At 60.7% G+C, this 17,751-nt stretch carries 19 protein-coding genes; 4 read left to right on the top strand and 15 right to left on the bottom strand.

Going from position 1 to position 17,751, the window contains the following annotated elements; translation table 11 throughout:
• The first annotated feature begins 379 nt into the window (after positions 1-379).
• Both ribD and ACOYR4_RS20135 read left to right on the top strand, forming a co-directional pair.
• Positions 380-1,477, top strand: coding sequence for a bifunctional diaminohydroxyphosphoribosylaminopyrimidine deaminase/5-amino-6-(5-phosphoribosylamino)uracil reductase RibD (ribD, locus tag ACOYR4_RS20130; protein ID WP_422847832.1), 1,098 nt, complete (start codon positions 380-382; stop codon positions 1,475-1,477).
• A 125-nt stretch (positions 1,478-1,602) separates the two neighbouring features.
• Positions 1,603-3,504 carry an ATP-binding cassette domain-containing protein gene (locus tag ACOYR4_RS20135; RefSeq protein ID WP_422847833.1) on the top strand — a complete coding sequence of 634 codons (1,902 nt, stop codon included), beginning with the start codon at positions 1,603-1,605 and terminating at the stop codon, positions 3,502-3,504.
• Positions 3,505-3,576: 72 nt separating this feature from the next.
• On the opposite strand, the gene ACOYR4_RS20140 is transcribed toward ACOYR4_RS20135, so the two are convergent.
• The 7 genes from ACOYR4_RS20140 to ACOYR4_RS20170 form a co-directional block, all read right to left on the bottom strand.
• A complete protein-coding gene (locus ACOYR4_RS20140; RefSeq protein WP_422847834.1) occupies positions 3,577-4,683 on the bottom strand; it encodes a protein-glutamate methylesterase/protein-glutamine glutaminase in 1,107 nt (368 codons plus the stop codon).
• 15 nt (positions 4,684-4,698) lie between these two features.
• Positions 4,699-5,448: a chemoreceptor glutamine deamidase CheD gene (gene cheD / locus ACOYR4_RS20145; protein WP_422847835.1), complete on the bottom strand. Its 750-nt coding sequence runs from the start codon at positions 5,446-5,448 to the stop codon at positions 4,699-4,701.
• Between the two features lie 30 nt (positions 5,449-5,478).
• Positions 5,479-6,384, bottom strand: a complete 906-nt coding sequence (locus ACOYR4_RS20150) for a CheR family methyltransferase (RefSeq protein ID WP_043565699.1) — start codon at positions 6,382-6,384, stop codon at positions 5,479-5,481.
• A 103-nt stretch (positions 6,385-6,487) separates the two neighbouring features.
• Positions 6,488-6,976 carry a chemotaxis protein CheW gene (locus tag ACOYR4_RS20155; protein WP_015015794.1) on the bottom strand — a complete coding sequence of 163 codons (489 nt, stop codon included), beginning with the start codon at positions 6,974-6,976 and terminating at the stop codon, positions 6,488-6,490.
• 54 nt (positions 6,977-7,030) lie between these two features.
• Positions 7,031-9,175 carry a chemotaxis protein CheA gene (locus ACOYR4_RS20160; RefSeq protein ID WP_422847836.1) on the bottom strand — a complete coding sequence of 715 codons (2,145 nt, stop codon included), beginning with the start codon at positions 9,173-9,175 and terminating at the stop codon, positions 7,031-7,033.
• Positions 9,176-9,215: 40 nt separating this feature from the next.
• A complete protein-coding gene (locus tag ACOYR4_RS20165; protein ID WP_015015796.1) occupies positions 9,216-9,578 on the bottom strand; it encodes a response regulator in 363 nt (120 codons plus the stop codon).
• 49 nt (positions 9,579-9,627) lie between these two features.
• Positions 9,628-10,074: a hypothetical protein gene (locus ACOYR4_RS20170; RefSeq protein ID WP_056065760.1), complete on the bottom strand. Its 447-nt coding sequence runs from the start codon at positions 10,072-10,074 to the stop codon at positions 9,628-9,630.
• Between the two features lie 188 nt (positions 10,075-10,262).
• On the opposite strand from ACOYR4_RS20170, the gene ACOYR4_RS20175 reads away from it, so the two are divergent.
• Both ACOYR4_RS20175 and ACOYR4_RS20180 read left to right on the top strand, forming a co-directional pair.
• A complete protein-coding gene (locus tag ACOYR4_RS20175; RefSeq protein WP_422847837.1) occupies positions 10,263-11,372 on the top strand; it encodes an ATP-binding protein in 1,110 nt (369 codons plus the stop codon).
• Positions 11,369-11,998, top strand: a complete 630-nt coding sequence (locus ACOYR4_RS20180) for a response regulator (RefSeq protein ID WP_260668601.1) — start codon at positions 11,369-11,371, stop codon at positions 11,996-11,998. The genes ACOYR4_RS20175 and ACOYR4_RS20180 overlap by 4 nt, the downstream gene beginning before the upstream one ends.
• A 9-nt stretch (positions 11,999-12,007) precedes the next feature.
• On the opposite strand, the gene fliR is transcribed toward ACOYR4_RS20180, so the two are convergent.
• The 8 genes from fliR to ACOYR4_RS20220 all read right to left on the bottom strand — a co-directional run bounded on the left by fliR (position 12,008) and on the right by ACOYR4_RS20220 (position 16,967).
• The gene (fliR, locus tag ACOYR4_RS20185) at positions 12,008-12,778 is read right to left on the bottom strand and encodes a flagellar biosynthetic protein FliR (protein WP_295943561.1); all 771 of its coding nucleotides are present in this window, start codon (positions 12,776-12,778) and stop codon (positions 12,008-12,010) included.
• A gap of 126 nt (positions 12,779-12,904) precedes the next feature.
• Positions 12,905-13,174 carry a flagellar biosynthesis protein FliQ gene (gene fliQ / locus ACOYR4_RS20190; protein ID WP_015015801.1) on the bottom strand — a complete coding sequence of 90 codons (270 nt, stop codon included), beginning with the start codon at positions 13,172-13,174 and terminating at the stop codon, positions 12,905-12,907.
• 11 nt (positions 13,175-13,185) lie between these two features.
• Complete coding sequence (gene fliP, locus ACOYR4_RS20195) at positions 13,186-13,968, bottom strand: flagellar type III secretion system pore protein FliP (RefSeq protein WP_422847838.1); 783 nt, start codon at positions 13,966-13,968, stop codon at positions 13,186-13,188.
• Positions 13,961-14,326, bottom strand: a complete 366-nt coding sequence (locus ACOYR4_RS20200; protein ID WP_422847839.1) for a FliO/MopB family protein — start codon at positions 14,324-14,326, stop codon at positions 13,961-13,963. Before ACOYR4_RS20200 ends, fliP begins: the two co-directional genes overlap by 8 nt.
• A 7-nt stretch (positions 14,327-14,333) precedes the next feature.
• Positions 14,334-14,774 carry a flagellar motor switch protein FliN gene (gene fliN, locus ACOYR4_RS20205; protein WP_110961878.1) on the bottom strand — a complete coding sequence of 147 codons (441 nt, stop codon included), beginning with the start codon at positions 14,772-14,774 and terminating at the stop codon, positions 14,334-14,336.
• Positions 14,764-15,768 carry a flagellar motor switch protein FliM gene (fliM, locus tag ACOYR4_RS20210; protein WP_015015805.1) on the bottom strand — a complete coding sequence of 335 codons (1,005 nt, stop codon included), beginning with the start codon at positions 15,766-15,768 and terminating at the stop codon, positions 14,764-14,766. Before fliM ends, fliN begins: the two co-directional genes overlap by 11 nt.
• 22 nt (positions 15,769-15,790) lie before the next feature.
• Positions 15,791-16,384 carry a flagellar basal body-associated FliL family protein gene (locus ACOYR4_RS20215; protein WP_110961877.1) on the bottom strand — a complete coding sequence of 198 codons (594 nt, stop codon included), beginning with the start codon at positions 16,382-16,384 and terminating at the stop codon, positions 15,791-15,793.
• Between the two features lie 193 nt (positions 16,385-16,577).
• Positions 16,578-16,967: a flagellar hook-length control protein FliK gene (locus ACOYR4_RS20220; protein WP_422847840.1), complete on the bottom strand. Its 390-nt coding sequence runs from the start codon at positions 16,965-16,967 to the stop codon at positions 16,578-16,580.
• Positions 16,968-17,751: the final 784 nt, after the last annotated feature.

Genomic DNA, 17,751 nt, shown 5'->3' on the forward strand with positions numbered 1-17,751 from the left:
ATTCTATACCGGTTTTTAACCCACTCAGAACACAAAACCAAACTTTCTTCACCAACCTCCCGAGCCATCTGCAGCAGCACCGAAGCGCCATCACAAACCACCCCAAGAACCTGAACACTTTTGCACTCAGGTCTCAGTAGCGAAGCCCTCGACTATAGCACGCCCCGCACCACTCAGCAGGGAAAACCCGGAGTTTGGGCCAAAAATCAGCACAGCCTACAGACTCATCAACAAACAACAGGCTCAACAGCGTCTGTTTAGCAAGGCAACGTTCGTTCGGGAGGCGACCCCGAGGATCGCATCAAGCGCGGTCTACCGAACGTCGCGTAAGCTGCTTCGGCTACAACCCATGCGAGCCGCTATTTCATCGACACCCACCATGACGGATTACACAAAGGCGGCACTAGAGCTCGCCCATGAAGCTCTCTATAGGACATCCCCCAACCCGCGCGTGGGTTGCGTACTCGTCGGCGAGGACGGCGCCATCATCGGCCAAGGGTACACCCAACGCGCCGGGGGGCCTCATGCCGAGGTGATGGCGCTGCGGGACGCAGAGCAACGAGGCCACTCCCCTCAAGGCGCCACAGCTTACGTCACGCTAGAACCTTGCTCACACCACGGGCGCACAGGTCCTTGCTGCGATGCTCTCATTCAGGCGGATGTCGCCAAGGTCGTCGCATCGATTGCCGACCCTAACCCCGCAGTGGCAGGCAACGGGTTCGCCCGCCTGCGTGCTGCGGGGGTAGCTGTAGAGGTGGGTCCAGGAGCGGAAGCATCCCGAGAGCTGAACCTGGGTTTTTTCAGCCGGATGATTCGAAAGACGCCTTGGGTACGCATGAAGGCGGCCGCCTCGCTCGACGGTGTGACCGCCTTGCACAATGGAGCGAGCCAATGGATCACCGGCCCCGCTGCCCGAGCCGATGGACATGCCTGGCGCGCAAGGGCCTGCGCGGTACTGACGGGCATCGGCACCGTACTCGCCGACAACCCGCGACTGGATGTTCGGGATGTTCCTACCGAGCGACAACCTGCCCTTGTGCTGGTCGACAGCGCATTGGCGGTCCCCCTGGACGCCTTGCTTTTTGGGGCAAGCCGGCGGACCTATATCTATACAGCGGTTGCCAACGAAGAGAAGCGCAGCGCGCTAGAAGCCTTGGGCGCAATAGTGATCACCATGCCGAACAAGGCCGGCAAGGTGGATTTGCCCGCGATGCTGCAAGACCTGGGTCGCCGGGAGATCAATGAACTGCATGTGGAAGCGGGATACAAGCTCAACGGCTCATTGCTACGCGAAGGATTGATCGATGAGTTGCTGGTCTATCTGGCACCCAAGCTGATGGGTGACGGCATGGGATTGGCTCAGATGTCTCCTCTAACGTCACTGGCCGAGGCACATGCCCTCAGCTTCCATTCGGTGGACCGGATCGGGGACGACTTGCGCATCCTTGCTCGCCTGCAGGGGCGCGACCGCTTCTGACGAAAGCTCCACCCAGTTTTTGATTTCAGAACTGGCCTGGTATTGCAGTCCAAACCGTCCAATGATTAAGCCGTCACAGGCTGGTGCGCCTCCCCGCTGAGGCGCGGCACGGATAATCCGGCCCTATGGCACTTATCACCTTACTGGACGCCCAACTCGCATTTGGGCATGTTGCACTGCTGGATCACGCCGGCTTTTCCCTGGAGACTGCTGAGCGGGTAGGCCTGATTGGCCGCAATGGCGCAGGGAAGTCTTCCCTTCTCAAAATCCTGGGAGGGCTTGCCAAACCGGACGATGGCTCGCTGCAAGTTCAACAGGGGGTACGCATTGCCTTCGTCGCACAAGAGCCAACGCTGGACCCGAGTGCCACCATTTTCAAAGCAGCCTCTGAAGGGCTGCAGCGCGTGATTGCCATACGCGATCAATATCTGTCTGGAGCGGATGGCCTGGATCTGGACGCTTTGCAATCAGAGATCGAGGCCTACGATGCCTGGAACTGGGAGCAGCGCGTAGAAGAGACCCTGCAGAGACTGCACCTGGACCCTGAAGCGGTGGTGGGCACACTCTCTGGCGGCACCAAAAAGCGCGTGGCCCTGGCACAGGCATTGGTGGCACGCCCTGACGTGTTGCTGCTGGACGAACCCACCAACCACCTGGATCTGGATTCCATCGAGTGGCTGGAGGACCTGTTGCTGGATTTCCCGGGCAGCGTCGTGACCATCACCCACGACCGGTCGTTCCTTGACCGTGTAGCCACCCGCATCGTGGAGCTGGACCGCGGTCAGCTGCGCTCCTACCCGGGTAACTTTGCCCAGTACCAGATCCAGAAAGAGGAGCAACTGGCGCAGGAGGCGGTGATCGCCGCCAAGGCCGACAAGCTGCTGGCACAAGAAGAAGTGTGGATTCGGCGCGGTGTGGAAGCGCGCCGTACCCGCAGCCAGAGCCGCATCAGCCGCCTGGAGCAGTTGCGCGCCCGACGGGAGGCCCGCCGCGAAGTCGTGGGCAGTGTCCGCATGGATGTCGCGACCGGTAGTTCCAACGGGTACCAGGGCAAGATCGTGGCGGAACTGCAAGGGGTAAGCAAAGCCTTTGGCGACAAAACCATCGTCCACAACTTCTCCGGGACGATCCTGCGCGGGGACAAGGTAGGCCTGATCGGCCCGAATGGCGCGGGCAAAACCACACTGCTCAAGATGATCCTGGGCGAGCTGCAGGCCGACAAAGGCACTATCCGGCAAGGAGCCAACCTGCAGGTCGCCTACTTTGACCAGATGCGCCATGCCGTGAACCTCGACGCCACGCTGGAGGACTTCATCAGCCCGGGCAGCGAATGGATCGAGATCGGCAACCAGCGCAAGCACGTCAAGAGCTATCTGAGCGACTTTCTGTTCTCCCCCGCGCGCGCGCACTCGCCGGTGCGATCACTGTCCGGCGGGGAACGCAACCGTCTGCTGCTCGCCCGGCTGTTCGCCCGGCCTGCCAATGTGCTGGTGCTGGATGAACCCACGAACGACTTGGACATCGACACCCTGGACCTGCTGGAAGAATTGCTTGCCAACTATGAAGGCACGGTGTTCTTGGTCAGCCATGACCGCACCTTCCTGGACAACGTGGTGACCAGCACCCTCGCCTTTGAAGGCAATGGCCTGTGGCGCGAGTACGAAGGCGGCGTGCAAGACTGGCTGCTGCAATCCAAGCGAAGCCGCTCGCTTCAAACCGGTGCCGCGGTGCCTGCCAAACCGTCCACCCCGGAAATTTCAGACAAAAACCCACCGGAGCGCACATCGAATAAGCCTTTACAGCTATCAAAAAGGAAGCTTAGCTACAAAGAGCAGCGCGAACTGGAGCAGCTACCCGACTTGATCAGTGCGCTGGAGGCTGAGCAGAAAACCCTCCATGACACACTGGCCGACGGGTCACTCTTTGGCACGGATCCGGCGCGCGCAGCCGCCATGACCAGCCGCGCTGCCGCCATCGACGAAGAGCTGATGACGGCGTTGGAGCGCTGGACAGCACTCTCTGAATAGTGAGTCTCTGCCCCCAACGTCAAGTAAAGGGGGCGGGGATTACCCAGCCCCGTCAGGAGCGGGCGATGGTCCTCAGATGCGGTGGTGCAAACGGTCCGTCGTTCCGCGCAACCGGGCGATCAAGGCCGGAGCAATCTGCCCCAACGGCAATACCTCATCGGCGGCGCCATGGGCAATGGCCTCGCGCGGCATGCCAAACACGATGCAGGTTGCCTCGTCTTGCACGTAGTTGTAGCTGCCCGCATCTTTCATCTCCCGCATGGCCACCGCACCGTCATTGCCCATGCCTGTGAGCATGATGCCAAACGCGTTGCGCCCCACTACCGCCGCAGCGGACTTGAAGAGCACCTCGACCGAGGGCTTGTGGCGATTGACCGGCGGGCCGTCGTCCACCACCGCCACATAGTTGGCACCACTGCGGGCCACATGGAACTGGGTGCCTCCCGGCGCGATGTAGGCGTGGCCCGGCAGAATGCGCTCGCCATTCACCGCCTCCTTGACGGTGATCTGACACAACCCGTTCAAACGGGCCGCAAAACTGGTGGTGAACCCGGGGGGCATGTGCTGGGTGATAACGATCGCGGGTGAATCCGCAGGCATCTGGACGAGCACCTCCTTGATGGCCTCCGTGCCACCGGTGGATGCGCCGATGCAGATGAGCTTTTCGGTGGAGAGACGCCCCAGCAGGCCCGCAGCCGGTGCGGCGTGAGCGACTGCTGCGCTTCCCGCCGAACCTGCGGCTGGGGCTGCATCACGCACCGGAGCGCGGCGCACCTGCGCCACGGCAGCAACGCGGATCTTGTCCACAATCTGCGCCGCCAAATCATTGAGCCCGCTGGCGAGCCCCACGCGCGGCTTGGCCACAAAGTCCACAGCGCCCAACTCCAGCGCTTTCATGGTGACCTCCGCGCCACGCTCGGTGAGTGTGGAGATCATCACCACCGGCGTGGGCCGCAGGCGCATGAGTCGCCCCAGAAAATCGATGCCGTCCATGCGCGGCATCTCGACATCCAGGGTGATGACATCCGGATTCAGTTCGCGAATCATCTCGCGCGCCACCAGGGGGTCATTGGCGGTGCCAATGCACTCCATGTCCCGCTGACGATTGATGATCTCTGACAGCAGACTACGGACCAGCGCCGAATCGTCCACCACGATCACCCGGATTTTCCTGCTCATTCACTCCAACCTTTATCAAAACAGATCCACAGAACCACCCGATGTGGTCTTGGCCACGGTGGCCGCGTTGCCCCGGACCTCCTGGGCCACCAGTGCTTCGGGATGGGCATGTGCCAGCCGCTTCACCATCGCCTTGCCGGTCACCGGAAAGAAAACCACCTTGCGCGGGTAGATGTCCAGCACGTCCTCGGAAACGATGGGAATGCGCTCGGTGTGCAGATAGTTCAACACAAAATTCGTATTGCGCTCACCCACGTTCATGGTGGTGAAGTTGTGCATCACCTGGGCACCGCCAAAGATCTTGGCCTGCATGGTTTCGCGGCGGGCCCCCAGCTTGAGCATTTCGTTGATCAACAACTCCATCGCATAGGAGCCATAACGCCCCGATGCATCCGCCAGGTCGCCGTCTGGCAGCATGAAATGGTTCATCCCTCCCACGCGTGCGCGACTGTCCCAGAGGCAGGCGGCGATGCAGGAACCGAGCACGGTCATGATGACCATGTTCTCTTCCGACACAAAGTACTCGCCCGGAAGCACTTTCACAGCGTTGTGCTGGAAGTGGTGATCGAGATAGAAAAACGAGGCCTCTCCCGGCTTGCGGCTGCGGGCCTTGAGTTCCTGTAGCGACGACTCCCTTGCGGGCCCATTGCCTGATGCGTAGATATCCGCGCTCAACGGTGCGATGCGCGGAGCACGGCGTCTTTCGGCCGTGCCGGGCACCGCTGGAGCACTGGAAAGGGATGAACCTGTGGGAATGTTGGTCATGGGTGCAATGTGCAGGACAACATGGACAGGTCAGCGGCGCTCGTACACCGTCTTGCCACGCAGGGTGAACAGATCTTTGGACTCGCTAAAGTTCTCCGCGTGCCCCACAAACAGCATGCCACCCGGCTTGAGCACGCGGTGGATTCTTTCGAGCACGCGCCGCTGCGTGGGTGCATCAAAGTAAATCATCACGTTGCGGCAGAAAACCACGTCAAAGGGCTCCTTGAACGGCCAATCGTCGCGGATAAGGTTCACGCTCATGAAGTCGATGGCACGCCGCAACTCCGGCTTGGCGCGGACCATGCCCGCGTTCCCGCCTTTGCCTTTGAGAAAGAATTTCTGCAGACGCTCCGGACTCAAACCCTTGACGCTGTCGAGCCGGTACACCCCCTGCGCCGCGGTGGCCAGCACACGCGAATCAATATCACTGGCTGTCAACTTGAAAGAGGCGTTGGCACCCAGCGCCTCCAGGGCGGTGATCACGATGGAATACGGCTCTTCGCCCGTGGAGGCCGCGTTGCACCAGACCCGCCAGTTGGCGGATGGCTTGGAGCGCAGATGCGACGCAAAAATCTCGAAATGATGTTGCTCACGAAAGAATGCCGTGAGGTTCGTGGTCAGCGCATTCACGAACTCCTGCCACTCTGGCCCGTCGTGGGTCTCCAGCCAGCTCAGGTAGTCGTGAAAGCTGGTGTGCCCCGTATCGCGCAGCCGCCGCGACAGGCGGCTGTAGACCATGGCGTGCTTGCCATCGTGCAAGCTGATGCCAGCGCGCTGATAGATCAGCGCCTGCACACGGGCAAAGTCTGCATTGGTCCAGACAAATTCACGCCCCTGAGCCAAAGGGCCAGAGGGCGCCGCCGCTGCGGCATATGCAGGATCTACCCTGGCTGGGCCTGACCGGACTGACGCCGAAGCACTGGTGGTTTGGGCCATATTGATCGTCCGAGGGGAAGTCCTGTTCGCTCCAAAAGGTCTGCAAGCCTCGCTCACAGCCTGAGGTGCGCCTGCGCCACCACGGGCTGCTGACTGCGGCGCCTTACTCGTTGGCTGTAACCAGACCCATGTCCACGCTGGACATGAGCTTTTCAATATCCAGCAAGATCAGCATGCGCTCGCCTACGGACCCCAGGCCCAGGATGCAGCTGTTATCGATCGCGCTCTCGATATCGGGAGCCGACCGGATGCTCTCTGGCGTCAACTCCATCACATCGCTCACCGAGTCCACCACGATACCTACCACCCGGTTGCGCAGGTTGAGGATGATGACCACCGTGAAACTGTTGTAGTCCGCCTGCGCACAGTTGAACTTGATGCGCATGTCCACGATAGGAACAATCGTGCCGCGCAAATTGACCACGCCCTTGATGAAGTCCGGAGCGTTCGCAATGCGGGTCGGAGGTTCGTAGCCGCGGATTTCCTGCACCTTCAGGATGTCAATGCCGTACTCTTCCTGGTCGAGGCGGAACGTCAGATATTCACGCGCCCCCGTGGGTGCAGCGTCTGCAGTTTTACCGATCACACTCATGGTGCATTCTCCTTTCATGGCGGCGCAGCGCCTTTGAGGCGCTCACACCTGTATCTAGTGGCGCGCCCGGCGCACCAAACCACCCGTGTCCAAAATCAAGGCTACGGTGCCGTCACCCAAAATGGTGGCGCCCGACACATTGGGCACCTTGCGATAGTTCGACTCCAGGTTCTTGACGACCACCTGGTGCTGGCCCAGCAACTCATCCACAAGCAAGGCCACACGGCTTCCGTCCGCCTCAACCACCACCATGATGTTGCTGGATTTGTTGAGGTCAAAACGCGGAACCTGGAAGATCTTCTCCAGCGCGATGACAGGCATGTATTCGTCGCGCACCTTGACCAGCTGCGAGCCTTGCGCCACGGTGCTGACATCGTCCGCATTGACCTGGAACGATTCCACCACCGACGACAGGGGAAGGATGTACACCTCTTCGCCCACGCCCACCGACATGCCATCCATGATGGCGAGCGTCAGCGGGAGGCGCACGGACACCTTCATGCCGTAGCCCTCTGCCGAATCGATCTCCACCGAGCCATTGAGCGCTGCAATATTGCGTTTGACCACGTCCATGCCGACACCACGGCCGGACACATCCGTCACCTCGTCGGCCGTGGAAAAGCCTGGAGCAAAAATCAGCTGCCAGACGTCGGCGTCGCTCATCTGATCGGACACCTCGATGCCGCGCTCCTGGGCCTTGCTGAGAATTTTTTCGCGCGACAGGCCACGGCCATCGTCACGCACCTCGATCACGATCGACCCCCCTTGGTGCGACGCAGACAAGGTGATGGTGCCGTGCTCGGATTTGCCCTTGGCCAGACGATCGGCCGGCATTTCGATGCCGTGATCACAGCTGTTGCGCACCAGGTGGGTCAGCGGGTCGGTGATCTTTTCGACCAAGCCCTTGTCCAATTCGGTCGCTTCACCCAGGGTCACCAGTTCCACCTTCTTGCCCAGCTTGTTCGCCAGATCGCGCAGCATGCGTGGGAAGCGGCTGAAAACGATGGACATTGGAATCATGCGGATCGACATCACCGACTCTTGCAAGTCGCGCGTGTTGCGATCCAGATCGGCCAGCCCGGCCAGCAATTGCTGGTAAGCCCCAGCATCGAGACCCCGGCTGTTCTGCGCCAGCATGGCCTGCGTGATCACCAGTTCACCCACCAGGTTGATCAGTTGATCGACCTTCTTCACATCCACGCGGATGGTGGTGGACTCCATCTGCGCCTGCATCGCCACCTTGGGCTCGGCGCTCGCCTTGGGAGCAGCTTTGGGAGCTTGTGCGACAGGCGCGTGAGCAGCCGCTGCAGCCTCACCATGGGGTGCGCCAGGCGCGCCATTGAAGAATCCGTAAGGCGCTTCGCCCCCGGAGGTATCTACGGCAACCACCGGCTCGTCGTCTACCTCTGCGGCGGCAGCCTCGCCAGGGGCGGCTGCATCACGAATCAGCACCTGCTCTTTGGCAACATGGAACGCAAAAAGGTCCAGCAAATCGTCGTTGGTGGATGTGGTTTCTACCGCAAAGACCCGCGTATTGGCTTGGCCGCCCGGAACATCGCGGATCGCACCCAGACCGGGGATATCTCTGAACAATTCTTTGATCGCATCGGCCTGCTCAGGGCGGTCCAATGGGCCAATCTGGATTTCCAGCTGCCGCGCCTGCCCTGGCACAGCAGGCGCAGAAGCCTTGGGTGCCGGAGCCGGGGCGACCGCGACAGACGCGGGCGCAGGGGGAGGCGGAGGGGCAGCCACAGGCGCGGCGTCGTCGGGGACCAAACCCGCAGCCAGATCACTGATGCGACGCACCAAGGAGGTGGTGGAAACCGCCTCACCCTGCCCACCCGCCTGATGCCGTGCCAGCAGGCTGCGCGAAGCATCCGCAGATTCCAGCAAAACATCCACCATCTGAGGGATGGGTTGCAATTCATGACGGCGCAGACGATCGAGCAGAGACTCCATCTGATGGGTCAGTTCGGCCACATCCGAAAACCCGAAAGTGGCGGAGCCGCCTTTGATCGAGTGAGCGCAGCGGAAAATGCCGTTGAGCTCTTCGTCGTTGGCACTGCTCAGGTCCAGATTCAGGAGCATCTGCTCCATTTGGTCGAGGTTCTCACCCGCTTCCTCGAAAAAGATCTGATAGAACTGGCTGAGGTCGAAGTCAGCGCCTGCACCTGATCCTTCTTGGTAGGTTTCCGCCATGGTGGGCTCCTGTGTACTAAATGATCTCAGTCAACCCGGCTCAGCGGATCACTTTCTGGATGACTTCGATCAGGCGATTCGGATCAAAAGGTTTCACCAGCCATCCTGTGGCGCCCGCCGTGCGGCCCGCCTGCTTCATCTGATCGCTCGACTCTGTCGTCAGGATCAGGATGGGGATGGTCTTGAATTTGGGGTGCTCGCGCAATTTGCGGGTCAACCCAATGCCATCCAGACGCGGCATGTTCTGGTCGGCAAGCACCAAGTCGATGTTGTGCGTCTCAGCCTTTTCGAGGGCATCTTGCCCATCCACTGCCTCCACGACGTGATAGCCGGCACCAGTCAGGGTGAACGACACCATTTTGCGCATGGAAGGTGAATCATCAACGGCAAGGATCGATTGCATGTATGGCTCCAACTGACTTGAATATATAAGGTAACCAGTGATGTGAACGTCAGAACAGGTCCACCGAACCTGCATCCATCTCGCTTTGGGTGACAGGGTTCGGCCTGTCAGGCGCCATCTCTGCAAAGGGCGCGGCATCTTCACCCTCTTCGTGCCCCATGGCTTCCGAGGCCAGGCGGAAGGCACAGCCCTGCAGCACCTTGGTGGTGTGCCATATCAGCTGGGAGGCCATGTCCTGAAACTGCAGCTCGGTCACAGCGCTGCGCAGCGCTGTCCGCGCGGCCACCAGCTCTGGTGAATCGGCCACCACGGCGTCTGTCAACATGGCGTTGGCCTCACCAAACCGCTCCAGCAGATTGTCGGTGGCATGGTTCAGCAAGCCTTCCAGGCGGTGCAAGTCATGCATCACGACCAGCAAGGAGTCCTGCAGCTCTGCCGCCACCATGACGGGAACCTGGACAGCAGGTCCTCCAGGCGTTGTTAGCGTAGATTGCATCGTTTCTCCATCGCAGCACGTAGCAGCAAAACACGCAAATACACAGGACTACGATAAATGCATCAGTAACCTGCCAAGGCCTCCGTGCAAACCGGAGCATCCGCGACCATTGGACGCTGACGCCCCACCCCTCCCAACCGGACAAACACCCTTGTTTGTTCCAATTTGTATCCTATGATAGCGCTCCTATGGGCCTTGCAGCATCAGACCAGACCCTTGAAATCCTGCATCTTGAAGATTCACCGGCCGATCACGAATTGGCAGCGCGTGCTTTGCGTCGATCCGGGCTTCAATGCCACCTCCAGCGGGTGGACACTCTCGCAGAATTCCAAAAACTGACAGATAGCGGCCACTTTGACATCATCCTGGCAGATTACCGCCTGCCCGGCTTCACTGCATTGGATGCATGGGCCCATGTGGCACAAAAGCCGCATCACCCACCGTTTGTGCTGCTGTCGGGCGCCATCGGCGAAGCTGCAGCCGTGGATGCGATGCGGTTGGGGGTGGCGGACTACCTGCTCAAAGACGATATCCAGCGACTACCCCACGTCATTGCCCGGGCTTTGGAAGTGCACGAGGCGCGCAATGCGCGCGAACAGGCCATTGCCGAGCTGGCGATATCACAGCGTCACCTGGCCGAACTGGCCGAGCATCTGCAAACATCCATCGAACAAGAGCGCGCCGCCATTGCCCGCGAGATCCACGACGACATTGGCGGAGCCCTCACCGCAGTGCGTTTTGACGTGGCATGGATCGGGCGTCACAGCACCGACCCGGTCATGCAAGAACATGCCACATCGGCGGCAGACATGCTGCAACACGCGATTGGAGCCAGCCAGCGGATCATGATGAACCTGCGCCCGCCCATCCTGGAACAAGGGCTGGTGGCGGCTGTCCAGTGGCTGGCGTCCAGCTTTGAGCGCAGGACCGGCATTCCCACAAAACTGCAGAGCAGCAGCGACACCATAGACTGCCCTCCCGAGATTCAGCTGGTGGCCTATCGCACCGCCCAGGAGGCATTGACCAATATCTCCAAGCACGCACAGCCTGGCAAAGTGGACATTGAGCTGTCTGACAAGGAAGGCGTTCTGACCCTGGAAGTCGCAGACAACGGCCGTGGCATGGATGCCACAGTTCGCGACAAACCCAAGGCCTTCGGCCTGAAGGGCCTTCAAGAGCGTGCACGTACCGTCGGGGGTTGGCTGGATATCAGCAGTCGCCCGGGTCAGGGCACGTCGGTCATCCTCTCCGTCCCGCTACCATCTCCAGATACATCCGCATCAGGAGACGCTCAGTGATTCATGTCGTCTTGTGCGACGACCATGCCGTTTTGCGGCGTGGCATTCGCGACACGCTTGCCGAAGCACCGGACATTCAGGTGACCGGCGAAGCAGGCGGGTACTCCGAGCTGCGGGAAGTTCTGCGCACAGCCGCCTGCGATGTTCTGCTGCTGGACCTGAACATGCCTGGCCGCAGTGGGCTGGAAGTATTGGCCAGCCTGCGCGAAACCCATTCCACCATCAAAGTGCTGGTGGTGTCGATGTACCCCGAGGATCAATACGCATTGCGCTGCCTCAAGGCAGGCGCCCAAGGCTACGCCAACAAGGCTGGCGACCCGGTGGAGCTGATTGCGGCTGTACGCACGGTGATGCAAGGGCGCAAGTACCTCACCGCCGAAGTGGCCCAGATGCTGGCCGACAGCCTGGCCCAGCCCATGCCCGAGGCCCCCCACGCGGCGCTGTCAGAACGCGAATTGCAGACCCTGGTCAAGATCGCCTCCGGTCGGCGCTTGTCGGACATTGCCGAAGAATTGATGCTGAGCCCCAAAACGGTGAGCGTGTACCGATCACGGGTTCTCGAAAAATTGAAGCTTTCGAACAACGCGGAACTGACGGTCTACGCGATCCGTAACCAGCTGGTGTAGCTGGATTGACTACCTGCCGGCAGAGAACAGATCCACAGCCTGCTGCATCAACGCCAACACCGGTTGCTCGAGCATCGGCAGTGTTGCTGCAATCCCCAGCATCCCCACCGTGAGCGTGACGGGGAAGCCCACTGCGTAGATATTCATTTGCGGCGCTACGCGCGAAATGATGCCCATGGTCAGGTTGACGAACAGCAGCAGCGCGATCATAGGCATGGCAATCCACAGAGCGCTGGAAAACAGAGAAGCTCCCAGTTCATGCAAGCGCATATGCCCGAGCGCCTGCAAAAAATTGCCATCCACAGGAAAGCGGTCAAAACTCTTGACCACAGCCATCAAGATCAACAGGTGACCATTGATGACAATGAACAGCAGCATGGACATATGGCCAAAAAAACGCGCCACAGCACTGATCTGTCCGTTGGAGGTAGGGTCAAAGAATGAAGCAAAGTTGAGCCCCATCTGCAGCCCAATGATTTCGCCAGCCAGTTCGACCGCCGTGAACACAAGGCGGACCGAAAAGCCAATCGCCAGCCCCACGGCCACCTGCTGCGCCACCGTGCCCAGCGCCTCACGACCGTTCACGCTGATGACAGGCTGCTCACCCAGAACACCTTGCGCGCAGAGCGCCACCAAGAACGCCAAGCCAATCTTCACCCGCATGGGGACGACGCGCATGGAGAACACCGGCGCCACTGAGAACAACGCGAGCACGCGCAAAAAGGGCCACAGGATGGGAGACAGCCACGCCATGATCTGCGCTTCGGAGAAGGTAATCACGCTCCTCCTCCCATGATTTGGCTATGGTGCTTTGCAGGCCCAGTTTCCTGCGCCCTGCACGCCGAACCAAGACCCAAGCCGTCCGCCGTCATCCACAGACAAGCTGGTGCCCCAGTTGCCATGGCGCTATCCGATCATGGACGGGATCGATTCGATCGTCCTGCGAATGAAGTCCACCAGGGTACTGAGCATCCAGGGCCCCGCAATGGCAAACACCACCATCGCCGCAATCAGCTTGGGCACAAAGGCCAGCGTTGCCTCATGAATCTGCGTGACCGCCTGAAAAATACTCACCAGCAAGCCCACCGCCATGACCACGCCCAGCACAGGCATGGAAATCATCAGCAGCAAGGTGAGGGCATCGCGCCCAATCGTCAGCACCATTTGTGAAGTCATGGCGGAATCCCTCAGGTGACGAAGCTGGCGGCCAACGAGCCAATCAGCAGGTTCCAGCCATCCGCCAACACGAACAACATGAGCTTGAACGGCAATGCCACCAGCACCGGCGACAACATCATCATGCCCAATGACATGAGGATGCTGGACACCACCATGTCGATGACGAGAAACGGGATGAAGATCATGAAACCGATCTGAAACGCCGACTTGAGCTCACTGGTCACAAAGGCCGGCACCAACACACGAATAGGTGCAGTCTCGGCCGTCACCTTTGGGTCCAGGCGCGCGAGCCGGGAAAACAGCGCGAAGTCCGATTGTCGCGTCTGCTTGAGCATGAAGCTGCGCATGGGTGCCTCCGCCCTGTCCAGCGCCTGCTCAAAGCTGATCGTGTTGTTGGTGTAGGGAACGTAGGCGTCCTGGTACACACGATCAAGCGTCGGCCCCATCACAAAAAAGGTGAGGAACAGTGACAAGCCAATGATGACCTGATTGGGCGGTGCCGACTGCGTTCCCAAGGCCTGGCGCAGCAGGGACAACACAATCACGATCCGGGTAAAACCCGTCATCATCAGCAACACGGCCGGCAAAAAAGACAGTGCCGTAAAAAACAGCAGGGTCTGAATGGGCACCGAGTAGCTGGTCCCGGAAGGCCCGCTGCCCACCACCAGCGGCAGCGCGCCGGCATTTTGAGCCCACACTGCGCCTTGCGCCATCAAGCCCACCGCGGCGACTGCCCATGGACCTAGCCGCCGAGCTCCGCGCCTTATCCGTAGAGAGACCTGCTTAGACATGGGCGGACTTCCCCGCATCAGCCGACGCAACTCGCATCTCCTGGGCAAATGATGGGCTTGCCGGTAGTGACGCGCCCCTCGCGTCCTCGGCCGCCTTGCCGGCCACGGGCAGCACATGAAGGCAGCTGACCTGCTGTGCAGTCACCCCCAGGACCAGCCAGGTCCGCGCGTTTTCAGGCCCCACCTCCACCGTCACGACCCGCTGCTGGGGTCCGACGGCCACCGCAGACACCACGCGTGATGCCCCTCCGGCCGCCAGCGCTCCCGAGGAATGTCGTTGCTGAAGCCGGCGCACAGCCCAGGGAAGCAAAGCCATGGCCCCCACAAACAGCACCACGACCAACAGCGTCTGGGTCATGCTCCCACTATCCACGGCTCACCCGACGCAAACGTTCCGAAGGTGTGACCACATCAGTCAGGCGGATACCGAACTTGTCGTTGACCACCACCACTTCGCCTTGGGCGATGAGGTAGCCATTGACCAGCACGTCCATGGGCTCCCCCGCCAGCGCATCCAGTTCCACCACCGAGCCTTGCGCCAGTTGGAGGATGTACTTGATTGGTACCTTGGTGCGCCCCAGTTCCACGGACAGCTGCACCGGGATGTCCAACACCATGTTGATGTCGTTGACCGTGTCGCCACCCGTGGCGCCGGAAAACGGCCGTACAGGCTCACCAGACAGCGGACCACCTTGCTCTGCATCGGCAGGCTTTTCATCCGTGCGCTTCTGCTCTTCCAGCGCCTCCGCCCAACCCGCAAACGGGTCGTCCGCACCAGCATCCTTGTTGTCTTCTTCAGTTGCCATTTTTCTCTCCCAGCCAGCTCATGTCCGACGTACGCAGGCACTCTTCAATGCGGATGGCGTACTTGGAATTGTGGGTTCCATACTGGCATTCAAAAATTGGAACCCCTCCGATCGACGCACGGATGCGGGGCTCACGGTCCAGCTCAATGAAGTCACCAGGCTTCATCGCAAGCAATTGCTCCACAGTGGCATCGGCCTTGGCCAGCTCCGCCACCAACGTGACCTCTGCAGACTGGATTTCGCGCTTGAGCACATTCACCCAGCGGCGATCCACCTCGATGGAATCGCCCTGCGTGGACGAATACAGCACATCGCGGATCGGCTCCAGCGTGGCATACGGCATGCAGACATGGATCGCACCGGAGAGATCTCCGATTTCCAGCTGGAACGCCGTAGACACCACAATTTCGCTTGGCGTAGCAATGTTGGCAAACTGGGGCTGCATTTCCGAGCGCTGGTACTCCAGCTCCAGCGGATAGATGCCCTGCCATGCCTTCTTGTACTCAGCGCAGATAACATCAACCAGCCGGTTAATGACCCGTTGTTCTGTGGGTGAAAAATCGCGCCCCTCGATCCGGGTCTGGAACTTGCCGACACCCCCATACAGCGTGTCGATGATGCCGAACACCAGCGAGGGCTCACACACGATGAGCCCGCTGCCACGCAAGGGGCGGATGGCCACAATGTTGAAATTGGTAGGGACCGCCAGCTCGCGCAGAAACGCGCTGTAGCGCTGAACGGACACGGTGCCCACCGATATTTCCGGGCTGCGCCGGATGAAGTTGAACAGGCCGATGCGGAAGTTGCGCGCAAACCGCTCGTTGACGATTTCCATCGTCGGCATGCGGCCACGGACGATGCGCTCCTGGCTGGAAATATCGTAGTTGCGGACGGCCCCTGCCTCCGCCACTTCCTCCACGGACTTCTGGCTCTCGCCCGTGACCCCTTCCAGAAGGGCGTCGACCTCTTCCTGCGAAAGAAATGAATCACTCATGGCTGGTCCTTAACCCGTGGGCTCATTGGATGATGAAACTCGAAAAGAGCACCCTGCGCACAGGATTGCGCTCGGCACGCTTGCGCGCTGCGGGGCGCTCCTCGGCATCTCCGTCCTGTTCGGCAGCCGCTGCCGCCTTGGCACGCTCGCGCTCCGACGGAACGGAGTAGCCCAAGGGTCGCGAGACCTCACGCAATATGTCGTTTGCCAGCTTCTCTTTGCCCTCGCGCTGTAGCAGCTCCGAGGAAGTGCGCTGGGACACCAGCATCAAAATGCCGCTGCGAATCGAAGGCAGGTACTGCTTGACCTGCTCTGCAGTTTTGGCGTCATCCACCTCCAAGGTGATGCCAATCTGCGCAAAACGATCCCCCCCGGGGTCCGCCAGATTGACCACCATGTTTTCCATGGGCAGGAAGGTGGGTGCGACTTTGGGCGACTCCTTGTGCGCTGCAGGTGCTCCACCGCCCTCTTCGTCCTCAGCGGCGTGGGACCGGCTGGAGATGAACCATGCGGCTGCCCCCCCTCCAATCACCAGCACAGCCACCACCACACCGATGATGATCAACAGCATCTTCTTGCTCTTGGCGGGTGCTGCTGCGGGAGTATTGGCTGACACGATGGAATTCCTTGCGGTATGGAGCAGGTGATACGGGCACTATCAATGTGCGAGCATGACCGGGTAGCCCATTATTGGTCGGGGGTGTAACCAATAATAGCCAGAATAAAAGCCCAAAACCATGGCATTCACCGAGCTCCCTGCCCGCGCGGATGGCGGAAGGAACTGCGGACTGACCACACTACCCCGCAAATCAAACGAAGACGTCCACCGCGCGGTCCAAAGTCCCGCCACCGCGCGCCAGAGAGGTAGCCCCGGCCGGAACAGCGGACACCACTTGCGCTTGACGCGCTCCTTCGCGGGAACGCTGCTGTCCAGCCTCTCTACCACCGGCACTGTCACGCGCCGAAGTACCCACCGACATGCCAGACAGCACCAAACCCTCGCTGCGCAACAAGTCGCTCAACTGCGCCATGCTCTGGTCCAGCAGTTCCCGCGTCTGTTGCTGATCGCTGCGGAACGACACATGCGCTTCGTTGCCCGACAGGGACACCGACACCTCCACGGGGTGGCCATCTCGCTGCAGCGTCAACTCGGCGTTCTGCGTCTTCTGGTTCACCCAGTAGGCTACCTGCTCGGCCACTCGGTCCTCCGCACCCATTGCATTCGGGTCCGCGAAGACGGTTGCATCGGCAAAGTTGCCAGCCTCCACCGGTGATGACGGGGATGCACCTTCTGCCCACGAGCCGCTATGGCCCGAACTCTCACCACTGGACCGCCCTCCAGCCGAGAATTCGGGTGCTCTCACCGAAGCGGCGGCGGCCAACATGCCGTCAGTCAAAGGCGTGGTTCCATCGATACTGGCAGCCGCTGAGGACGGCCCCCCCGAGCGCTCCGGAGTTTGTGCCCCCGTCGATGAGGCCAGCGCGGCGCGCTCCGATACGACCTGTGAAAGCGCAGTCGACGCCGACGGGTGTCCAGAGGGTTGAGGCTTCAGTTCACCCAGTGTGCCTGGCCCCGAGCTGGCGTCACCCCCACCTAAAACACCAGGCCGAAGAGCCGCCCCACTCTGCACCCGAGAGAACGCACGCCCAGCGACAGACAATGCGCTCGACGGCTGCCCATCCTTCAGGTCTGCGGCCGAATCCAGCATTGCGGTCTCAGCCACCAAGCCTTGAGGGCGTCCAAAGGGTGTCCACTCCCCACCCCAATTTGCGGACGACGCGCCCCCCACCCCTTGGGCTGTACTTAGAGTTGAACCTGCATCCTTCCCGGCAACCAAGGGAGTCATGCCATCGCCAGGCACCTTGCCCAGCAACCCTTGCCATGCGGCCACAGCCGAAGCGTCTACAGCCGTTGAGGTTGCGCCAGAGAAGCCATCAGCGCCAAGGGTATCCGCTCCCGCCGTGCCCATCCCTTCCCCGTCT

This window comes from Acidovorax sp. M14 (genome assembly GCF_049331375.1).
Taxonomy (GTDB): Bacteria; Pseudomonadota; Gammaproteobacteria; order Burkholderiales; family Burkholderiaceae_C; genus Acidovorax.

Excerpts from the sequence above, each read along its gene's own strand:
- ACOYR4_RS20155 (WP_015015794.1), bottom strand. The coding sequence starts at position 6,976 with ATGAGTGTGATCGGTAAAACTGCAGACGCTGCACCCACGGGGGCGCGT.
- ACOYR4_RS20200 (WP_422847839.1), bottom strand. The coding sequence starts at position 14,326 with ATGACCCAGACGCTGTTGGTCGTGGTGCTGTTTGTGGGGGCCATGGCT.
- ACOYR4_RS20135 (WP_422847833.1), top strand. The coding sequence starts at position 1,603 with ATGGCACTTATCACCTTACTGGACGCCCAACTCGCATTTGGGCATGTT.
- fliN (WP_110961878.1), bottom strand. The coding sequence starts at position 14,774 with ATGGCAACTGAAGAAGACAACAAGGATGCTGGTGCGGACGACCCGTTT.
- ACOYR4_RS20165 (WP_015015796.1), bottom strand. The coding sequence starts at position 9,578 with ATGCAATCGATCCTTGCCGTTGATGATTCACCTTCCATGCGCAAAATG.
- fliM (WP_015015805.1), bottom strand. The coding sequence starts at position 15,768 with ATGAGTGATTCATTTCTTTCGCAGGAAGAGGTCGACGCCCTTCTGGAA.
- fliP (WP_422847838.1), bottom strand. The coding sequence starts at position 13,968 with ATGTCTAAGCAGGTCTCTCTACGGATAAGGCGCGGAGCTCGGCGGCTA.
- ACOYR4_RS20160 (WP_422847836.1), bottom strand. The coding sequence starts at position 9,175 with ATGGCGGAAACCTACCAAGAAGGATCAGGTGCAGGCGCTGACTTCGAC.
- ACOYR4_RS20170 (WP_056065760.1), bottom strand. The coding sequence starts at position 10,074 with ATGCAATCTACGCTAACAACGCCTGGAGGACCTGCTGTCCAGGTTCCC.
- ACOYR4_RS20140 (WP_422847834.1), bottom strand. The coding sequence starts at position 4,683 with ATGAGCAGGAAAATCCGGGTGATCGTGGTGGACGATTCGGCGCTGGTC.
- ACOYR4_RS20150 (WP_043565699.1), bottom strand. The coding sequence starts at position 6,384 with ATGGCCCAAACCACCAGTGCTTCGGCGTCAGTCCGGTCAGGCCCAGCC.
- cheD (WP_422847835.1), bottom strand. The coding sequence starts at position 5,448 with ATGACCAACATTCCCACAGGTTCATCCCTTTCCAGTGCTCCAGCGGTG.
- ACOYR4_RS20175 (WP_422847837.1), top strand. The coding sequence starts at position 10,263 with ATGGGCCTTGCAGCATCAGACCAGACCCTTGAAATCCTGCATCTTGAA.
- fliQ (WP_015015801.1), bottom strand. The coding sequence starts at position 13,174 with ATGACTTCACAAATGGTGCTGACGATTGGGCGCGATGCCCTCACCTTG.
- ribD (WP_422847832.1), top strand. The coding sequence starts at position 380 with ATGACGGATTACACAAAGGCGGCACTAGAGCTCGCCCATGAAGCTCTC.